Raw genomic sequence first — 20220 nt, 5'->3', positions numbered from 1 at the left:
AAGGAGAAACCATGGCCAAGGAAGAACTGCTCGAATTTCCCGGTGTCGTGAAGGAACTCCTGCCCAATGCGACGTTTCGGGTCGAGCTGGAAAACGGCCATGAGATCATCGCACACACGGCAGGCAAGATGCGCAAGAACCGCATCCGTGTTCTGGCTGGCGACAAGGTGCAGGTCGAAATGACCCCGTATGATCTGACCAAGGGTCGGATCAACTATCGCTTTAAATAAGCGCCCCGCGCGGGCGGATCGAGGATTTCGGATGAAACTGATCCTGGGTTCGGGAAGCCCGCGCCGCCGGGAACTCCTGGCACAAATCGGGGTGGTGGCGGATGATATCCGCCCGCCCGACATCAACGAAGATCCCCTGACAAACGAACTCCCGCGGCCCTATTGCCAGCGCATCGCATATGAAAAGGCCATGGCGGTCAAGGCGGATGCGGACGATATCGTGCTGTGTGCGGACACGACCGTCGCACTCGGGCGCCGGATCATGGGCAAACCGCGCGACGCGGGCGAAGCAGCAGAGTTCCTGCTGGCGCTGGCCGGGCGTCGGCACCGGGTGATTACTGCCGTGGCCATCCGCCGGGGCGACCAGATCTGGCAGCGCGACGTCGTCAGCGCCGTCAAGATGAAGCGCCTCTCGGACAATGAGTTGAACGCCTATCTCGTCAGCGACGACTGGCAGGGCAAGGCCGGCGGCTATGCCATTCAGGGCCCAGCGGGCGCGTTCATCCCGTGGATCAGCGGATCGTTTTCCGCCATCATGGGCCTGCCCGTCGCCGAAACCGCCACGCTTTTGCAGGCCGCAGGCTATCCGTTATACAAGGAGCGCACATGAAAGGCCGCCAGATCATTCTCGACCATATCGAAGGCCGCGAAGCCGCCGCGCTAATGGTAGACGGGCAGCTTGACGACATTCTGGTCGACGGCGATGCCCCCCGCCCCGGAACGGTTTACCGCGCGATTGCCGACCGACCGGTCAAGGGTCAGGGCGGCATGTTCCTCAAGACGCCGGACGGCCCGGCCTTCCTGCGCCAGGTCAAGGGTCTCGCGCCGGGACAGGCTCTGCTCGTTCAGGTGACAGGCTATGCCGAGCCGGGCAAAGCCATTCCAGTGACGCAAAAGCTCTTGTTCAAGAGCCGCTTTGCCATCGTCACTCCTGACGCACCCGGCCTGAATATCAGTCGCGCGATCCGCGACGAGGATACACGCGACACCCTGCTCGAAATCGCGCATGACGTCGCCGGGGACGCCGACATGGGTCTGATCCTGCGGTCGGCCTGTGACGGCGCAGATGAGGACGAGATCGCCGAAGACATCGCCGCGATGCTGGATCTGGCGCGCGCGGTTCTGAAAGACACGGAAGGCGGCGCTGAACTGCTGGCAGAGGGCGACGGCCCGCACGTAGCGGCCTGGCGCGACTGGACTGACCGGGCCGAGATCGTCACCGAGGCTGGCAGCTTTGAGACCCACGGCGTGCTTGACGCGCTAGAAGAGGCGCAGGGCCCCAGGGTTCCGCTTGGTGGCGGCGCCAGCCTGTTCGTGGAACCCACCCGCGCCCTTGTCGCAGTGGATGTGAACACAGGCGCCGACACATCACCCGCATCCGGGCTGAAGGCGAACATGGCCACTGCCAAACTGCTGCCGCGCGCACTGCGGGTACGGGGCCTTGGCGGGCAGATCGTCGTTGACCTTGCCCCAATGCCCAAGAAGGACCGCCGCGCCTTTGAAAGCGCTCTACGGGCTGCTTTCCGCCGGGACACGATCGACACAACGCTGGTGGGCTGGACCCCGCTGGGGCATTACGAATTGCAGCGCAAGAACGCCCGCATCGCCTTGTCCGAGGTGCTGTCATGAGCTGCCCGATATGCAAGAAAGACACGGTCGCCAAGTATCGCCCCTTCTGCTCGAAACGCTGCGCAGACGTTGATTTGGGCAAGTGGCTCGGCGGAGATTATGCCGTACCATCTGACGATCCCGAAGATGCGGAAAAGGCCATTGACGAGATATCGCAACACGCCCCGCATCTGCACTGATTTTTTTGTCGAATCCCTCTGGACACGCCTCCTAGCCTGACATAGAACGCCGCAACCCGAACGCAAGTCGTTCACCCGTGCCCGGGTAGCTCAGGGGTAGAGCAGTGGATTGAAAATCCTCGTGTCGGTGGTTCGATTCCGCCCCCGGGCACCACAAAACCTTCCATCCGCGTCCATTGAAGTCTATTATTGCTTTGAAATACAGGGCTTTTTCAGGCTCTTGTGTCTAGCATAGTCCAGCGGCGTCTTACCGCATCTACCCCGAGAGGGGGTACATGTTGGGGTACCCCTTGGGCATTCATGAGAAGGATACCCCCAGATTGCCCAACCTGACAGATGCCAAGATTCGAAACCTGAAGCCTAAGGACAAGAACTACAAAGTTTCGGATTTCGACGGTCTTTACATTCTTGTGTCGAAGTCGGGGTCCAAGCTGTGGCGATTTAAGTACCGGATTCGTGGGAAAGAGAAGCTGCTGGCCTTCGGTCGCTATCCCGAGGTTGGTCTCAAGTATGCACGGGAGTTGCGAGATACAGCCAGAGAGGCTTTGGCAAAGGGCTTGGATCCATCTGAGTTGCGCAAGCAAGAAGCACAACAAAAGCAGGAAGACGAAGAACACACATTCGCAATGTTCGCGGAAGAAGTTCTCAACAAGAAGATCCAAGAAGGCAAAGCCTCGGCAACTCTGTCAAAGACAGTGTGGCTACATGGCTTACTGTGCGAAGACCTTGGCGGGATGTCGATCGGCAAGATTACGCCACGAGATGTCCTAGTTCCGCTGAAGAAACAGGAAAGCAGAGGGAAGTTCGAGACAGCCCTACGCCTGCGATCTGCCGCGAGTGCAGTGTTCCGCTACGCAATCGCCATTGGGCATCTCGACAACGATCCAACCTACGCACTCAAGGACGCCTTGGTTCGACCAAAAGTCAGGCATCGATCAGCAATCACGGATCCTACTCGGGTAGGTGGCTTGCTTCGTGCGATAGATGGCTATGAAGGCGATCCATTGACGAGGATCGCACTGTCTCTCCTGGCGTTGACTGCTCTCCGACAGGGTGAGGTCAGGTTTGCTCAGTGGTCGCACATTAACCTTGAAGAGGCTGTCTGGACCGTACCAGAGCATCTCGCGAAGACCCGCCGCGAACACATTATTCCCTTGTCGAGGCAAGCGATGTCAGTGCTCAAGGAACTTCGCACTCTTACAGGTGAACGGGATGGAATTCTTCACTCGACCAGATCCAAGAGCAGGGTGATGAGCGAAAACACCTTGAACGCCGCCCTGCGAACCATGGGGTATTCAGGCGATACAATGACAGCGCATGGCTTTAGGTCAATCTTCTCAACTTTAGCCAACGAGAGCGGCCTTTGGCACCCCGATGCGATTGAAAGAGCATTGGCTCATGTCGAAGGCAATGAGGTCCGCCGAGCTTATGCTCGGGGCGCTCACTGGCAAGAACGGGTCAAGATGGCGCAGTGGTGGGCTGATCATCTGGATGACCTGAAGCACCAGCGTGAGGATCCTTGAGTGGATCGCCTTCGAGCCGGCCGGCCAACGAAAATCTGTCGAAAAAAAATTCGCAGATTCGCAGGATTCGCAGGGGTGTAGCTGCTCCTTAATCTCGAAGCAGCACTTCCGCCAACCCATCTAGGTGGTGTTTTGCGGCTCTCCAGTCTGCATCATAGTCGTCGATCAGTGCCCAGAACTTTGGGCTGTGATTGTGGTGCTTCAGGTGAGCCAACTCATGCAGCAGCACATAGTCGATGCACTGGCGGGGCGCCTTGATGAGATGCGGGTTCAGGATAATCTCCCCTTTGGCAGAACAACTGCCCCACTGGCGTGTCATCTCCATGAACCGAAAGGGTGGCGAAACGTCGACCCATGGCAAGCCTTTGACCAAACTGGCTAACCGGCGAGCCACATAGTCCCGCCCCTTGACGCGATACCAGGCACGGACATGGGAACGGACAGCCCTTGGTTCTCTTGACTTGGTGATCACTTCGAGCCGGTTTCCCTTCAACCTCACTGTCGCTAGCCCACCATCTGCATCAACGAGCTTCAACTGGTATCTGCGCCCCAAGTATAGGATCTGTTCACCTGACACATACTCCCGTGGACGGACATGAGCATAGCGCTGCTGGGCCTCTGCCACATGGTTGACCACCCATCTGGCTCGTTTCTGTACCGCGCCTCTGATGGCCGCATCGGCAAAGCCATCGGGAGCGTCTACGCTAACGGTTCCATCAGGGTTCACATGTATGGCCACCCGGTCCGATCGCTTTGGATCGACGAATACCTCGTAAGGGATACGTTGGTCGCCATAGACGAGTGTGAACTTACTCATGGGGTGCCTTTTGCCGAGCCGGCGCGAACTATGGAGATTATTTCATCGATCATCGCGTTGGCGGCATCCAAACCATCGAGAAGTTTGAAATACCGTGGCAAAAGCGCCTTCTTGATCTCGGCCTCGATGCTAGCGGGGTTGATTGAGTGCGCCTGAACGGCGTTGTTGACGACCTCATCTATGTGGAAGGCTTCTTCTACCAGACTGTCTTCATCTTGATCAGTTCCCGAAGGCATCCTGTCCAGCAACGCCCCATAGTAAGCCTGCGCATGGGGGCGGCCTTCAAAGCGGTCAGGCACTCCGGGCGTTGATCGGCTGGTGACCTGCTCCTCCAGATCCTTGAACAAAGTGTATTGCTTGTGAGGATGTTCGAACAGAGCCTCAGCTTCGCGGATAGCTTCCATCAGCAGTTCCGAGAACACACGCTGAGCATAGGGATCGTCGATGAGGTCCTGTTCGATGGTCTTTCGAAGCCGAGTCTTGATGATGTCTGACTCTGTTCGGGTTTTCTCTTCGGACCATTCTTCAGGGTGGCTTGTGTCCCCGAGATCATCGACCCGAATGAAGCCATCTGGCTCTTCGATATCCTGACCGACGACTTGCTTATCAACCAGTCTTCTTATCTGGACCTCATATTCGCTGAAGTCCACGACCTCTTGTGCGTCCCGCTTGGCCTGGACTCGGAGTTCAGTGAAAAACTTGAGATCACGCTTGTAGGTCTTAACGGTTTTCTCGTCGAAGGTGCTGTCCTCGAAGAATGCACGGGAGGACAAGGCCAGCTTGAGGCACATGCCGAAGTTCGTCAGGGCATCGTAGAAGTCTTCCCGAATCTTCTGGTTCCGGTCGAAGCTCTCACCAGCTTCTCCGATCTCATGGACCGGCGCCAACACGCGACGAAACTGTTCCCAGTCGGCCTTGTTCTTCACCCTTCGGAAGATCGCCCACAGGGCATCGTGCAAGGATGGCAGGCGCTTGTATTCCGTCGATACGTTCTGAACCAACCCAACCAGATCCTCGATCTCGTAGCCTGCCTGCGTCTGCTCGGCCAGATCCTGGTAGTCCTGGATCGACGTGTCCAACTCCGCCAGGATACCACGGTAGTCGATCAGGTATCCGAACTGCTTCGCCTCGTGTAGCCGGTTTACTCTGGCGATAGCTTGGAGCAGGTTATGCCCCTTTAGATGTTTGTCGATGTAGAGGACCGCGTTCCGGGGTTCGTCGAACCCAGTCAACAGCTTGTCAACGACGATCAGGATGTCTGGTGGGCCCTCCGTGCCGAAGTCTTCGATCACCTTGGCCTCGTACTCAGCGGGTTCATTCCCAACATTCGCTTTCCACCAGGTTTGCACCTCCGGGGCCTTGCTTTCGTCGGCCTCATCATGACCCTCCCGCGTATCTGGTGGTGATATGACCACCGCGCTGGTCACGAGGCCGGTCGCATCCAGTGCTGCTTTGTACCGGATTGCCGAGAGTTTGCTGTCTGTCGCCAGCTGCGCTTTCAGTCCCAGATCAAGCTTTGCGAAGTTCTCGTTGAAGTGGGTGGCGATGTCATAGGCGATCAAGTCGATCCTGTTGGCGGCGCCATAGACTTGTCCACGGGTTGAGAACTTCTTCTTCAGGTCCCCTTGTTGGCGCTCGCTCAGACCTGCGGTGATCTTGTTGAACCAGGCATCAATGGCGGCCTCGTTGATATCCAGGACAGGCTTACGCTCTTCATAAACAAGCGGGGTCACTGCCCCGTCAGCCACGGCATCCTGCATCGTATAGGCGTGAAGGATCGGGCCGAACTTGTTCCGTGTCTTGTCCTCCTTAAGCAGGGGGGTGCCTGTGAATGCGATGAAGGCTGCATTGGGCAGTGCCTGCCGCATACGTTCATGGTTCTCGCCACCCTGGCTCCTGTGTCCCTCATCGACAAGAACCACGATCTTATCCGACGGGTTGCGGCATTCGGGCAGGCGTGTGGCAGAGTTAAACTTTTGAAGGAGAGTAAAGATGATCCGGTCGTTTCCTTTGCCGATCCGCTCGGCCAGATCTCGGCCTGACTGAACTTTGGCCCGCTCTCCTTCTTTCTTCGTCGCTACGTCTGACCCAAAAGCTCCGCCTGTCAGGAAGGTGCCCGCCAGCTGTTTCTCCAGGTCCACCCGATCCGTCACAATGATGACACGAGACCCGGACATCTCGGCATCGAGAAGCAGCGCCTTGGTCAGGAAAACCATCAGGTTCGACTTGCCGGATCCTGTGGTGTGCCAGATCACGCCACCCTCACGACTGCCATCGGGCTTTACCTGATTGATTTGCTCGATGATTGCCTTGGTTCCCTGAACCTGCTGGTATCGCGCCGCCATCTTCCCAAGTTTCCGGTCGAAGAACACGAAGCGTCGGGTGAAATCCAAGAGCCGGTCGGGTCGCAACAACCCTATGATCATCCGATCCTGCTCGGTGATGGCTACAGGGCTGCTGTGCAGTCGATCATATCCCTTCACCGCCCACTGGGGTCTGTCGGCGAAGAGAGCAGTTCTCTGAGGTTCTGAGAGGTTCTCGTTGCGGATACCAGCCATCTCGGCCTCAGTGATTCCCTCCTCCCGCCAGATCGACCAGAACTTCTTGGGTGTCGCTGTGGTGGCATAGCGGCCATCGGAGCCAGAAATCGACAGCAAGAGCTGAGAGTATGCGTAGAGATCCTGAATACCATCGGCCATCTGGTTCCGCAGATGTTGGGATATTCCTTCGTCTACCATGGCCTTGTCCTTGGTCGAGGACACTGGACGTTTGGCTTCGATCACTGCCAAGGGAATGCCATTCACGTAACACACGACATCTGGCCGGTAATGCCCCATGCCTGCCGGACGCTCGACGCTCACCTCCTCGGTCACATGGAAGGTGTTGGCCGACACATCCGCCCAGTCGATCAACGGGACGGTCTTGTTCGTCTTCTCGCCGTTCACGAACTCGGTGACAGTGATACCCTTGGTTAAGTGGGTGTAGATCGCTTCGTTGGCTGGGTTCAGGCCCTCGGAAAGGCCGGTGAGCGAGATCGTCCGGATCACCTGATCGATCCCGCCGGAGGAAAGCGGATAGGTCTTCCCACGATGATCAAATCGATAGGCCGTCAACCGCTCCCGCAGCACTGGTTCCAGCAGCACCCCTCGCTCAGATCCTCGCATTGCCAGCGCCTGCGCCGGGGAGAGATAGTTCCAGCCTAATACCATGAGTACATGCAGGGCAGGCAGCTTAGCAGCGGCCTCTTCGCGGGTGTCTGGGGCGTGGCTAACCATCGCCTGACTTCCGTTCATCAATCAGTCTGGCGAGTTCGATCTTAATCCCGTTGAACACATCCGAATTCTGGTTCGATTCCCAGTGCCGCAGGATTTCGTCGCTATCCTTCACCGGATCAACCTTTCCCAGATATTCGGTCTGTTCCTCGTTGTACGGCGCAAATAATCCAACAGGCGAATCCGCGTCGCCGACAATGACGTATCCCAAAGACTTGCAGTCAATCGGCCTGTGGGACAGCGTATCATCTTGGAATTTCAAGGGTTGGCCCGGCTCGACGGCTATACGGAATACCTTCGGCAGGACAATCTCATAATATGTTCGTCCTTGCCCCGGAGAGTGAAACCAGAGGTGGTTCGGGGCAACAGTCTCTACATCAACCCAAAACCGCAGGGTGTGATCGCGGTCCCCTGTAGATTGACGGTAGACTTGCAAAGGCTGAGCGAACTGCGGGTCATATGGAAGATGGGTAGGCACAAAGTGTGCCACGCCCTGGCTAGACATGGCGATCTCCAAGAGTTGGGCCTCATCTTCAATCTTGGGAACGCTCGTAAAATACCCGTAAGCCACATTCTCCAGTTCTCTTGTCCCCTGGATATTCCAAGCAGAACTCCAGATTTCCCCTGATCCAAGTATCCCGGCATGTCCGTCGCCGGTTGTATGGTGGAAAAGGGCAATCTCGATGCGGTCATCCTGTGATCGCCACTCTCCCTGAGCCTCGGGCAACAACTGGGGATCGATCCGAAACACGCAGTGATAGATGAACGATCCGTCCTCGCACCTTTTGACAAAGCCGTGATTGAAGAAGGCCACCTGGACATCGACTGATCCAATCAACTCAATAGGCAAGATGCAGAGATCAGCTTTCTCATCGGCTGCCCCAAAGAAAATCCTGTTGGGGTCAAAGAACTTCGGGGAATAGAACCGCTGTTCATCTCCGTTCAAACAAAGCAGATCGGGAATTATGATCGACCGATCCAACATGTGAACAAGTCTGCATTTAAGGAAACCGGAAACGAAATCGCCGGTTTCCAGCATCTCGGCGTATCCGAGTTCAGGAGGTGGTGAATCATAGATACTCATTGGTGTGGTCTGTCATTGTGTTTGATTTGTTCAAATTTTCACCCGCCGCTTGCCGGTCAGGAGTTGCTGCATCAGGGCCTTCTTCTCGGTGCGGAGTTTTTCGATCTGGGCTTCGAGATCGTCGATTTCCTGATCCGCCGCCGCCAACACCTCATTGATACGGCGCTGCTCGTCTAAGGTCGGCAATTTGACCTTGATGGTCGAGAAGGCTTTCCATCTCAAGCTTCCTCGCCGGTCCACTGAGGCGTTGGTCGCTGCCGCGAAAATCTGTCGATATCGCTCCGTCTTCAGGACTCGGAACAAGAACATGGGATCAACATCGGCACCAGGCTCGAATGTCGTGTAAATCGGGCTGACCAGTGCCGCATCGTAGAGGTTCTGAATGCCGATTGACCCCTCTTCCACATGGTTTGAAGGGTATCCAATCTGGTTCCGGCGGATAATCTTGTACCCGGTCAGGTCGTTGCTGAAGACCTGCTTCTTGAAGTAGTCGAGCGAATTCACAAAACCGATGGTCTTGGTGCATGAAATGACTGTGTAGTCCGCGTCGGCCTTGTTCCGTTCGGAGACCTCTCTGGCGATATCGCCGATCCGCACCTCTCTCCACTCTTGCCCCCAAAACTCGGGAAACCTGCGGTTGCCGGTGAGGAGGCTTTGCATGAGGGCTCGTTTCTGGGTGCGGGCGGTGGCCAGCAGGGCCTCGGTCGTCTCGATGGCCTTGTCCCAGTTCGAAAGGATTTCCGCGATCTTCCGTTGTTCGGGGAGCGGGGGGAGTTTCACTGGTATGCTGCGGATTGTCGGCAAACTGAGTCCGGCTTTTGCACCGGCGTCGTTGAGCCGCTGAATGGTCTTGCTCATCTCGACCGATGAAAGTGCGTATGCGACGAATTCTGGTTCAATCTTTCGCGTGTCAAGTCTCACTAAAGCCACGTGTTGGTTAATGTAGTGAGGGAGATCTGGTTCATCTCTGATATATCCGATTACCCCCAGGTCAGCAGTGATGGAGATTAGGATATCGCCTTTCTTGAGTCTGGTCCGCAGGCCCTCTTTCATTCCGTCTGGTAGTATGACGTGTTTCGTGTTCGACCAATCCGGTCGGATCGAACTACGTCGTAGGTTGGTAATGCGGACAAAAACATCACCCTGATCCGCATAGTATTCAGCCCATCCCCTTGATCCGCTCGTCACATGGACAGCATCGCGATCAAGGCGAATTAGCTCCCACCCCTCAGGAACCATACCCAAGCTCCCTCAGGTATCCTTCCATCCGAGTTTCCAACTCGGCCAGGTCGGCCTTCAACCGGGTTCGTTCGTCACGAACGGCCATCAGGTCGATCTCTTCTTCCTCTTCGAACGTGTCCACAAACCGTGGAATGTTTAGGTTGAAACCGTTCTCGGCAATCTCTTCCCGGCTGGCCCGGAAGGCATACTTGTCCACCGTCTGACGCGCCTGATAGGTCGCCACGATCTTCTCGAGATGGCTGGGATCGAGCGCATTCTGGTTGGTGCCCGCCACGAATTCCCGGCTGGCATCGATGAACAGAACGCTGTCGTCATCCTTCCGCTTGCGGAACACCAACACCGCCGCCGGGATGCCGGTACCGAAGAACAGCTTTTCCGGCAGGCCGATGACGGCATCCAGAAGGTTTTCCTCGATCAGTTTCTGCCTGATCTTCCCTTCAGATGATCCCCGGAACAGCACCCCATGCGGCACCACCACCGCCATGCGGCCCGAGCGGGGCTTCAGCGTCTCGATCATGTGCAGGATGAACGCATAGTCTCCCTTGGTCTTGGGCGGCACACCTCTTCGGAAGCGGGCGAACTTGTCGGTCTCGGCACTCTCGTGGCCCCACTTGTCGAGGGAGAACGGTGGATTTGCCACGACGATATCGAAGTGCCGGAGCATGTCGTCACTGGTCCGCAGCTTGGGGTTCCGGATGGTGTCGCCCCATTCGACCTGGTGGTTCTCTTCGCCATGCAGGAAGAGGTTCATCTTGGCCAGTGCCCAGGTGGAACCGATGGCCTCCTGCCCATAAAGCGCATACTTCTTGGTTCCGGTGCGTTCCCGGATCAGCCTGCCGCATTTCATCAAGAGCGAGGCAGAACCACAGGTTGGATCACAGATATCATCTCCTTCCCGTGGATCCACCAGCCGGGACATGAGTTCGGAGACCTCGGCGGGGGTGTAGAACTCCCCGGCCTTCTTCCCAGCCGTAGCTGCGAACCTAGAGATCAGGTATTCATAAGCCCCGCCTATGATATCGAGGTTCCCCACGCGGGAAGGGCGGAGATCGAGGGCAGGTTTCGCGAAGTCTTCCAGCAGGTGGCGGAGGATGTCGTTCTTCTGGTCTTCATCGCCGAGTTTGTTGGAGTTGAAGCTGATATCCTGGAACACATCCCTAAGCTTGGTTCCGTTGGCTTCTTCGATGGCATGGAGCGCCTTGTCGATCCGCTCACCGTTTCCAGCCTCATGCCGGCGGGTATATAGGGCATCAAAGCTGGCACCCGTGGGGAGGACAAAGGCCTCTTGCTGCATCAGCGCATCTACCAGGTCCGGCGCATTGGGGTGTTCGGCTTCGTAGCGGGCACGGTGGTCCTTCCATACGTCGCTGACGTATTTCAGGAACAGCATGGTCAGGACGTAATCTTTGTAGATGCTGGGATCGACAACGCCACGGAAGGTGTCACACGCCCCCCAGGCGGCCTTGTTGATCTCTGACTGGGTGATAGGGGTCATGCCATGCCTCGGTTCTGTGTCGGTCAGGTCTGCGGGAGCCTGAGTTTTCTCTAACTGACTATTCACGGAAACCACCCGGATGCGCAATCCGACGCTGCAGAAAAATCGCCCGAGGGTTGTGTCTCAGAGGTATTGTTCGTTTGGTTCCTTGCGTCAGAAGCTTTCTGACAGAGGGAGCAAGCATGTTCTCTCCCTCCCGACATTGACACAGGGATTGCGTGCGAATCCTGCGAATCTGCGAAAAAAATGAAAAGGGCGATGTATCGCCCTCTTCGCTTTTTGGTTCGGGACTGATGTGTATCACTTTTCGATTTGCCAAGCCTGCTTGCGTTTCGCGCCCCTGATAACGGTGCCCTCTTCCAGCGGTTCGACCCAGCCATTCTGCACCAGAATACCCATGGCTTCGCGTGCCAAGTTTGCTTGCCGAATTGCTTTCGGCCCCTTGTGCATGATCTCGCTCATAGCGATGTTGTCATGAGGCCATTTGTCGATCAGCCATGTCTTGAGAGTCTCCGCTTTGCGTGTGCCTTCGGAGATCTCAGCTTCCCCGCCTAGCCTGACGGCTTCGGAGAGATAGTAGTCGGCCAGAGCGATGGCATTCTCCATCTCCTGCTCTTCGACGCTCATTGCATCGAGATCCGGCCACATAGTCAGAACACCAGCCAGCCGAGCGGCCTGTTCGGTGATCTTTGAAGCATATCCGCTGACACTTTCGTACAGGCCACCCGGTTTCTGCTGTGTCTCCACATCATTGTAGAAATCCACAAGAAGCTTGTGCGCAGCTTTTGAAAACTTCAGTTTCCGTGGTACAAGGTTCATGGTTCCCGTTTCGGTTGGCAACGGCATACCCAGTATGTCTTTCACGCGCTCTCCGAACTGCTGCACAGGCAACATGTCTACCTGAGAGTCCTGGTGTAGCCGCGTTCCGATCTTGCTTTCGGGTTCACATAACAAGAACCGCGGAAGAAACCCGATCTCCTCCGAAAGACCTTGAGACATGAAGCTACGCAGGATTTCCGGCTGAACCATCAAGTGGGTGGCAAAGCGCTTTCCGTGGAGAGAAAAGTGTCCGTCGTTGCTGTTGTTGGAACGAGTGCGTTTGATCGGGTCCCCGTGCCACAGCTTGTTCATACCTGCCAGAGTTTTCTGTTGGTTCTCACGGCTCATGGCGTGTCCACCAAGGAATTGAGCGCCTTCATCCGTGAAGATTCCGATGGAGGGCTGCCCAGTTTTCAACAGCTGAGTCAAAGCCTCGAAGGTTGGCTCGGTGACAATCCTGTCGGTCGAAGTCGGCTCTCTCGGTTCAGGCCCCAAGGCGGACAGGTCAGCCTTGATCTGTGACACGTCCGTGTCCGGATTTTTCGAGGCCAGTTGCTTCTGGAGCTTATCCCGCTGGCCTTTCCATGCGCTGTGATCAATATGCCAGGAACCATAGCTCTCCTTGAGCTTTTTCTCTTCTTCGCGCTCGAACTCTTCCACTGGTCCGGCGAAGAGCTTGTATACTGCTGACTTGCGCTCGCCGCTAAATGCGCTGGTCATGAAGAAGAGAGACAGGGGCGACGTGCTGCTGACGTTAAGCGTTTCAACGTCGGCAAAGCCTTGGACACAGAGAGAAGCCACAGCAAGAGCAGACGAGGCGGCAAGTGCCGGCGGAGCTTGGGTCGAGGCGGCAACAGCTTCAACGGCATCTTTCAGCGCCCCTAAAGCCTCAATTGGATATGCCCTGCCAGGAGGCGTAGGCCGTACCAGGGGAATAGGGCCTTCGAAAGGCTGCTGGGATCCAGGCTGCGGAGAATTTGCGGGTGTGCGCTGCATCGTGTTTGCCGTTGTGCTGCTCGTGGCGCTGAGTGAATTTTTCTTGGGGGTTCGCGGGTGCTTCCTCCCGCTTCCGAAGCCGCTCTTGATCGTCGCATCGATCTCGTGGAGCTCAAGCCCAATGCGTTCTGCGGTTTCCGCCAGCGCCTCGTAAGCCTCATCCTCGTCCAACTCGCCAGATTCCAGGAGTTGCCCCAGGGAGAACGCGCACTTGTAAAGAGTGTCGTTCCGGCTTCCTTCCTTGGCTCCCCCCAGCTTGGTCAGTTCTCCTTTCAGGGCTGTGGCTCCGTAAGGAGTCGATGCCCGGCAGTCGCTGATCCCATCGAACTGGTTTGGGGCAGAGACGGTGCAACGAGGGGATTCTCGATGCGTGGTTTTCTGGCTTTTGAGGATGAGGTCGAGCAGCCACCGGGGACATTCAGCAAGTTCGTGATCCCATGGCGAGTTGAGCCAACTGTAGTGTGCGCCACGATCTTTCCGATAGGTCGGCGGAGCAATGATGCAGCCGCCTTGACCACGTACATCGATGCCTTCGCCTAAGACACCAGCACTGCTCGGAACATCGACATGGTTCGGCCACTTGAAGTAAAAATGCAGAGAACCCGATGGTGTCTCAGCCAAAACAGTCTTTGGCAGAAGACCATGTTGGGCGACCAATGCTTGGAAATTGGCGATCCCGTCCACGCCATGACCATCCACAGTGTCAACATCGATGACGAAGAATCCGCTTTCATGACCGGTCACGAGGCCGAGGCCGGCATCAGGCCATTCAGCCCAGTCATACATCACTTCGTTGGCGTCTTTCGTGGCGCCCCATTTGCGGCCACCACTGAACTTCGCAGACTTATGGCTTCCGCGCTTATTGTCTTTCGCAGGGAAAACCGGCCACCCCATGGCGGCGTAATCCAACGCGGCTTGATAGACGGCATCTTCCCAGGGCGCCAAGTACTGGAAGGGATGGGGTGGTTCATCACGCGGTTCGGGCGGAACAATACTGATCATTGTTTCTTCAGGGATAGCCAAGGTCTGGCTTTCGTCAGTTTGGCCCTCTGTGCCCAAGGCTTCGACCTTGCCGAAAATCGAGTCGCCGTTCTCATAATCGGATGCCATTTCGAACGCTTGGCGTTCGGTCGCTATCAACGGGTTATCTTTCATTTCTTATCTCCCTTGCAGGGCGCATGGTTTTCATTGTCGTGAGGCCAGGAGTTTCCGCAGCTTTCAGGACGGGAGTGGATCCACTCCTCGATGTCGCTGGCGAGCCAACCCACGCGACGGGTCGACAGTTTCAGGGGACGGGGAAAGTTGCCTTGCTTGATCCATAAGTAGATCGTTGATCTGGCAACGCCGGTCATTTCGATGACCTGGGGCAGGCGCAGCACCTTGGTGTTAGATGCGCTGTAGGTATCAGCCATTCAGGGCTTCCTTATGAGAGGCCGAGCTTTTGGGGAGCCATGCACGTCGCATGATCAATCGCTGCTGTTCGCAAAGCTCCTTGGAGCAAGGCGCAGCCGCAAATCATGGCACGCGAAAGCGCGGCATTTTTGCTCGGCAGATGGGGATGTCAAATGAAGGCTCGAGTGTACTTGCGCTGATGCGCCTGGGTCGCTCGTATCCACCCTAGACTCGTGCTTCCGCCCGTTGGTCTTGTGGATCTAGTGGAGTGCTGTAGCGCTCCAGCCAAGAACAGGATCGTCCAACAAGACGACGGGGTGCAATACAAAAAATTCGTTTGTGGAGACGGGTGCTATGTTCAGACGACCTTGGTTCTTAGGGTGCACTTAGGTACTTCTATAGCTCAAAGAAGGGACGGCCACTTAGGTTAGGAACCCCATGGTTCTTCGATCATGGATATCAGTTTTGGCCGGATTAGCCTTTGTTTATGGGACCGATCGATTTGCAATAAAGGAGGACAGTTAGTGGACTTTCTTAGGGTTTCCTTAGGTCGCCGACAGAAAGAATCAGGCTTTAGGTCTGGGGCTTTGTGGTTTTCTTGGATATCCGGCTGATGGCATCCTTGCAGACAACCGTCGAACGCTGTTTTCTCATCAAGAGCGACCGTACTTGCCCGAATCACTTGGGTCTCAACAGCCATTTTGCCCATTTGATTGACAAGGTTTGAGGCCTTCGAAGCAAAAGATCTGTGGCGTTCGTTTATCAAACGCTCGTGGGCAACAAGGCAAAAAGCCCGCACCCCATAGGTTCTACAAGGTACGCTCAATCAAATGGTACTAGTTGCTATCAGCCCCCGTATCTTGGCCACCTACAGCGGATCCGGTGTAACCGATTGCCAACTTGCACGGATACGGGATCGCCACCCTCTGGGAATACAGGGACTAAGCCCTGTTTTTGGCGATCATCGATTGAGTTTTCTGACCCGCTCAAGGGTAAGTCGAACCACAAGTCTGTCCGATCATTCACCCGTCTCGCAGAATCCAGGGCCGCAACGAACCCTTCGCCGGCACTCGCCGGCAAAGGCCCAAGCCCTGCATCGTCTCGGGAGCGAAGCCCCTTGACCATGTTCATATGAAGAGCATGCAGCTTGGTGCCCTTCCTGATTTGTTTCTTGAGTATCATCGCGCCCCGTCGGGCGATCTGTACCCCCGCGTTGTAGTCCGCATGGGCCGACATCCCGCAATCCCGACAGACGAACTCTGCTTGGCTGCGCCGGTTCTCGGCCGCCCTGCAACCACATGCCGAGCAGGTTTGAGATGTGCCGCCTGGGACAACCTCCAGCAATGGCGGCAGACCATTGTAACGGAGTTTGTATCTCAGGATCTCCTCGAGCTTGCGAAGCTGCATCGTCTTCCAGGTCTTTTGCCAACGTGATCGGCGACGACCCTTCTTTCGTTTCGTCTGTGCGGCGGAGATCAGTCCGTCCAGCTTTTCGAGTGCCAGTGCAACACGGTAACCTTTCATGATCGCGATGATCTCGTTGACGATCTCATGCAGGATCTGATCAATGGCCGCTTTGTACCCCTTGCGAGGGCGCCCTTTGCGCATTTGGTGGGCACGGTTTCGTTTTTCGTAATCTTTGATCACCTGTGCAAGATCAGAGCCAGGGGTTCCAACTAGTTCTTTGACATGGCCGTCCATGCCGACAATGGCGCCGGCGAAGCTTGTGCAAACGCCGCGATCCAGACCAAGCACTCCCTCTTGTTCAATGGTTGGAGGGGCGCTCTTCTTTAACTGTGCGTTCATCTCGAACTTTGCGTACATGAACCAGCTGGTTTCATCGCGAACGATCTCGGAGCTACGCAACTTGTGTGCGCCATTCAAGAATGTGTGCTCATGCCATTTGGACATTTCGACGGGGATCAGTACGAAGCGTTCCGACGTCATGCCGTTCACAACACATCCCGTGTCAGCTTTGATGCCGGGGATGATGGTGGTCTTTCGCCCCTTTGAGTGTTCTTTCCCCACCAGATCAAGGCGGGCGACTAACGCTCCAGTTGGGGACTGACGCAGAAGGCAGCACTCGCGACATCGAGCCAAAACTAAAGGCCGAAGGTATTCTTTCTGACTTCCACGGAAAACGTCGTATCTGGCAGAGTTTTCCTCTTCGAGCGTCACTGATCTTGCCAGGGCATCAAGGGCGCTTTCGTGAGTGTCTTCTCTAAACTTCCGCTTTGGCCATTCGGGCTTGTGCCCTCCGCATTTCAGCTCCACGTATGACAAAGCCTGGGACCTGAGCTCTCGTGCGACACCATCGCGAACGGGACTGCGCAACCCGTACCGGTGAAGCGTCTTTGGGTCGATGAGCTCTTTCAAACGTGCCTTGCGATCCAGTTTGCTTGGGAGTGCTGAAATCTGTTCGACTTCAGGTCGGATCACTTCAAGCTGTCGCCAGAATGCATCCTCGGCAGCGGACCGAGCCTTCTCGAGCAAAGCGGCTTTGCGCTTTGTCGGGCGCAGTTTGAAAACAGCCGTCATGTAGAGCGGCGAGTCAGCAGATGGGTGCCGAACACGAGTGTTCTGTTTCGCACTGTCTTCCATCGCCATCACCGATCCCTTTCTGTCCGGCTGTGATGTGTCCAAGTTGGCTTCTCTCATCCCTTCAAAAGCATGGCCTTTGTAGCTCGAGCTCTTGGGGGTGTACTCCAAACCATCACAAATCAAAATAATCCACAACCATATGATTCAACACAATAAATTATGTAAGTCGGGTACATGCGTTACATCTTGGCCATCACCTTGAAATTACTAATGCCCTCATTTCTGACCATTGAGTGAACATTGATTTTTTTCCATTGCAGGCCGTGCGCTGCCACCGACTTTTTGACGTTTCTTGGAGCTATTGAAGGTTTGGTAGATGAGCATTCCGACACGAATCAGTCCAAGTGTACGCGGCTTTTGAAAAGCGGAAACTGAGCCCGCTAAATCGTGCTGCTGAGCGATGCCTTGGTATTCCCACAGGACCGCAGAACCGGACATTACGTAGCACCGGAATGAATGAAATGATGCCCCTTCCGTATAGACCTGCAGTGATCGACCGGACGACCCAAAACCACTTCTCCGAACCTCTATCCGGGCGACAGGGTTGCAGTGTGCCGGCTTCACAGTGTGTCAGTGTGAGAACACTCAGCGCAGACGCTAATGCCGGTATTCGCTTTGGGTCATGCCTTGGTTCAGGATGGAAGATGCAGCCCGATGTCCGCCAGTTGCCAATGGAGCCGCGGATCAGTGTGGACAGTGTTCCTCCCGGATCCCTTACAATGCTTCATGGCTTGAGGCAGGTGGATGGAAAGCTGGGCTCTTCCCCTGAATTCACCTCGACCTCCCCGGGGGGGGGTATTTCGTTTTTTCGAGCTGTGTCGCCCTAGTATGCCCTCGGACGTAGATGAGACATTTTCCGCAATGGGTTTGGAGTCCGTCATCAAAAGCATTGGTCGTCTCTTCCACTCACAGTCGCATTGTGGTTTTCGTAACCGTGACAAAGAGAGCTCAGCGCTGTTTTTTACCAGCTTTTGGCGACCGCTTGGCAAAACGGTTAGGTTCGGCTGTTTCGAAGTTCCGCAGTCTTTTCCAGGTCAACCCAACCTCTTCCCCATTCTTTTACGGTCTTGCGAGAACGGCTTGTTTCGAGAGGCCAAAACTTTCGCTGATAGCGGCGCCCTTCAAATACAACTATCTGTTTGCTTTTGGCGTAGGGAAAGGCCTCATCAAGTTTTTTCTCCAGTAGCTCTTGGGCCGTAAGGGGTAGTTTGCCTGAAGCTTTCAACTCTTTTTCGATTATTCGAACAAGTCGTGAGGCGTCTCGTCGTTCGGCGTAATACTTGTTGGGGTTGTTGCTTCTATTGTCGGCAAATCTTGTGTTCCAGTAGTTTTGATTTTTGCGAGCTTCATCTAGATCAGTCAGTGTGTACATTGATTAGGCTTCTGATTTTGCTTGAGTTTCTTGAGTTCTGCGCATGATACGTTAAACTGGCGTCTGCGCAATGCTAAGACTAGTGCAGTTAATATCCGCGCGTTCGCACGCACTGGGGCCACTTCAACTAGCGGAGATGCGCAACCGTATTCGGCACAGCCGGACTACTGACGAGATATCGCGAACGGACAGAAGCAGCGTTGCTGTGGTTTGAGAAGGTGCACCGAATGACTGATCAATTGACAGCTCATGGATTTGATTCCGCTTCCCAAGAGGAGGTGGGCGCGTGACCAACACCATCGACGATCTGAAAGTCTTCATTCAAGCACAACTTAGCGCCAACTGCGACCCTGTGCCATCGAAGACGGCGACGAGTCAACAAGTGCATCTGTCGGTCTGGGCAACACGAGGGCGACGCCGCGTGATCGGTGTAGAACTTGACCACAAGGAACGCGTCAATCTGTGGGTTGTCAGCATGTATGCTCCAGCGTCGCCTCCGGCGACCGTGGACGTGGCTAAAAAGGTCTGGAAGGGGTCTGCTTGGCAGGACAAGCATCCCGATCCTGCGCGAAAGGGGCGCGACGGGGCGAACAGTAATCTCAAGGGGTATGACGAGTTTCGAAGCAAACCTATCACACGTTTGGGTGTTCAGTGCATCGATGACGCCAAGGCGATATTAGGTCATTTGATTTCATGACTGAGATTTCCACTAGACACACCGAATGGGCAACAGTTTCCCGAATGCGCGAGATGCTCCCAAGCGTGCGTCGTGACTTCGAGATTACGCAGACCTTTTCCCTGTTCACAGGCATCGTGTGTTGGACGATGCAGCGGATCAGGTGGAAGGAGGACAACACCGAAATTGCACAATCCATGTCAGATTTTCGGTCGCGATTAAAAGATATCACGTTCGCGGAGTTCGCGCCTGGTCTGCGCCCACGACCGGCACCAGCAAATTCAGCAGATGACATGCCGTTCAATGACCTGTCAGCGTTCAATCGAACCGGACAACATAAGAACGCTCTGTCTGTCTTGGTCGCTCTGCGCAATGCTGTCGCCCACGGCGACGCGCGACGCATTTCGCCTTTGAACAAAGGCGGACGCCTTGTCGGGTATCGTTTGGACTGCCAGAATGAAAACCGTGACTGGGTTGTGCCTGTATCACTCAATGCTAAGGGTATGTCGATCATCGCGGACGAGTTGGCACGGCAATATTGTGAAGCGGCGATCCACCCTGACGACCAACAGAGCATTGTCGCGGCACAGCGATTGAGGGAGACCGGATAGTAGTCGAAACCCACCCACTGCCAGTATTTGCCACGAAAAGGTCTTCGGGGAGCGCATTATCGCCTGCCTGGTTGGTCACCGCGGGGAAAAATAAGTTAAGAAAGGCCTATGTTGGCGCTCGGAATGCGCGGATCAGACTACGTTTCTCGGCCAGTGTTTGGGGCGTCTCGTTGACGGTTTTGATGCGACTGACTGTTGCTAGGAGGATGGCCGAGGTTGACCGCATGAAATCTTTAGGGAAATACGGTGTTCGGGCCTGACATAACGGTGCCCACGTTGAGT

The 20220-nt window shown here is 55.6% G+C and carries 17 protein-coding genes and 1 tRNA gene; 8 read left to right on the top strand and 10 right to left on the bottom strand.

Features of this window, described 5'->3' with window-relative positions:
• The first annotated feature begins 11 nt into the window (after nucleotides 1–11).
• The 6 genes from infA to ACS3QZ_RS16620 all read left to right on the top strand — a co-directional run bounded on the left by infA (nucleotide 12) and on the right by ACS3QZ_RS16620 (nucleotide 3561).
• Nucleotides 12–230, top strand: a complete 219-nt coding sequence (infA, locus tag ACS3QZ_RS16645; protein ID WP_007205486.1) for a translation initiation factor IF-1 — start codon at nucleotides 12–14, stop codon at nucleotides 228–230.
• A gap of 31 nt (nucleotides 231–261) precedes the next feature.
• Entirely contained in the window at nucleotides 262–840 is a 579-nt protein-coding gene (locus ACS3QZ_RS16640) for a Maf family protein (protein ID WP_093093713.1), read from the top strand.
• Nucleotides 837–1859, top strand: a complete 1023-nt coding sequence (locus ACS3QZ_RS16635) for a ribonuclease E/G (protein ID WP_456038848.1) — start codon at nucleotides 837–839, stop codon at nucleotides 1857–1859. Before ACS3QZ_RS16640 ends, ACS3QZ_RS16635 begins: the two co-directional genes overlap by 4 nt.
• On the top strand, nucleotides 1856–2038 hold the full coding sequence (locus ACS3QZ_RS16630) for a DNA gyrase inhibitor YacG (RefSeq protein ID WP_456038847.1): 183 nt from the start codon (nucleotides 1856–1858) through the stop codon (nucleotides 2036–2038). The genes ACS3QZ_RS16635 and ACS3QZ_RS16630 overlap by 4 nt, the downstream gene beginning before the upstream one ends.
• A 79-nt stretch (nucleotides 2039–2117) precedes the next feature.
• Nucleotides 2118–2192: transfer RNA gene (locus ACS3QZ_RS16625), tRNA-Phe, on the top strand.
• A 166-nt stretch (nucleotides 2193–2358) separates the two neighbouring features.
• Nucleotides 2359–3561 carry a tyrosine-type recombinase/integrase gene (locus ACS3QZ_RS16620; protein ID WP_456038846.1) on the top strand — a complete coding sequence of 401 codons (1203 nt, stop codon included), beginning with the start codon at nucleotides 2359–2361 and terminating at the stop codon, nucleotides 3559–3561.
• A gap of 88 nt (nucleotides 3562–3649) precedes the next feature.
• On the opposite strand, the gene ACS3QZ_RS16615 is transcribed toward ACS3QZ_RS16620, so the two are convergent.
• From ACS3QZ_RS16615 to ACS3QZ_RS16570, 10 genes are all read right to left on the bottom strand, one after another.
• A complete protein-coding gene (locus ACS3QZ_RS16615) occupies nucleotides 3650–4378 on the bottom strand; it encodes a M48 family metallopeptidase (protein WP_456038845.1) in 729 nt (242 codons plus the stop codon).
• Complete coding sequence (locus tag ACS3QZ_RS16610) at nucleotides 4375–7671, bottom strand: type I restriction endonuclease subunit R (protein ID WP_456038844.1); 3297 nt, start codon at nucleotides 7669–7671, stop codon at nucleotides 4375–4377. Before ACS3QZ_RS16610 ends, ACS3QZ_RS16615 begins: the two co-directional genes overlap by 4 nt.
• Nucleotides 7646–8734 carry a hypothetical protein gene (locus ACS3QZ_RS16605; protein WP_456038843.1) on the bottom strand — a complete coding sequence of 363 codons (1089 nt, stop codon included), beginning with the start codon at nucleotides 8732–8734 and terminating at the stop codon, nucleotides 7646–7648. The genes ACS3QZ_RS16610 and ACS3QZ_RS16605 overlap by 26 nt, the downstream gene beginning before the upstream one ends.
• Before the next feature lie 30 nt (nucleotides 8735–8764).
• Nucleotides 8765–9973 (bottom strand): restriction endonuclease subunit S, encoded by a 1209-nt coding sequence (locus ACS3QZ_RS16600; RefSeq protein ID WP_456038842.1) that lies wholly within the window; start codon nucleotides 9971–9973, stop codon nucleotides 8765–8767.
• Nucleotides 9963–11471, bottom strand: coding sequence for a type I restriction-modification system subunit M (locus ACS3QZ_RS16595; RefSeq protein WP_456038841.1), 1509 nt, complete (start codon nucleotides 11469–11471; stop codon nucleotides 9963–9965). The genes ACS3QZ_RS16600 and ACS3QZ_RS16595 overlap by 11 nt, the downstream gene beginning before the upstream one ends.
• A 300-nt stretch (nucleotides 11472–11771) precedes the next feature.
• Nucleotides 11772–14441, bottom strand: a complete 2670-nt coding sequence (locus ACS3QZ_RS16590; protein WP_456038840.1) for a DUF3987 domain-containing protein — start codon at nucleotides 14439–14441, stop codon at nucleotides 11772–11774.
• On the bottom strand, nucleotides 14438–14698 hold the full coding sequence (locus tag ACS3QZ_RS16585; protein WP_456038839.1) for a helix-turn-helix transcriptional regulator: 261 nt from the start codon (nucleotides 14696–14698) through the stop codon (nucleotides 14438–14440). The genes ACS3QZ_RS16590 and ACS3QZ_RS16585 overlap by 4 nt, the downstream gene beginning before the upstream one ends.
• Before the next feature lie 826 nt (nucleotides 14699–15524).
• On the bottom strand, nucleotides 15525–17414 hold the full coding sequence (locus tag ACS3QZ_RS16580) for a zinc ribbon domain-containing protein (protein ID WP_456038838.1): 1890 nt from the start codon (nucleotides 17412–17414) through the stop codon (nucleotides 15525–15527).
• Nucleotides 17415–17495: 81 nt separating this feature from the next.
• Entirely contained in the window at nucleotides 17496–17717 is a 222-nt protein-coding gene (locus tag ACS3QZ_RS16575; RefSeq protein ID WP_456038837.1) for a hypothetical protein, read from the bottom strand.
• A gap of 556 nt (nucleotides 17718–18273) precedes the next feature.
• Nucleotides 18274–18651, bottom strand: coding sequence for a hypothetical protein (locus ACS3QZ_RS16570; protein WP_456038836.1), 378 nt, complete (start codon nucleotides 18649–18651; stop codon nucleotides 18274–18276).
• Between the two features lie 286 nt (nucleotides 18652–18937).
• Between ACS3QZ_RS16570 and ACS3QZ_RS16565 the strand changes: the two genes are divergently transcribed.
• On the top strand, nucleotides 18938–19348 hold the full coding sequence (locus ACS3QZ_RS16565; RefSeq protein WP_456038835.1) for a hypothetical protein: 411 nt from the start codon (nucleotides 18938–18940) through the stop codon (nucleotides 19346–19348).
• The gene (locus tag ACS3QZ_RS16560; protein WP_456038834.1) at nucleotides 19345–19938 is read left to right on the top strand and encodes a hypothetical protein; all 594 of its coding nucleotides are present in this window, start codon (nucleotides 19345–19347) and stop codon (nucleotides 19936–19938) included. The genes ACS3QZ_RS16565 and ACS3QZ_RS16560 overlap by 4 nt, the downstream gene beginning before the upstream one ends.
• Nucleotides 19939–20220 lie beyond the last annotated feature (282 nt).

This window comes from Shimia sp. W99 (assembly GCF_053851455.3).
The sequence above is the reverse complement of the archived record's forward strand: the minus strand, read 5'-3'. Positions and strand labels throughout refer to the sequence as shown.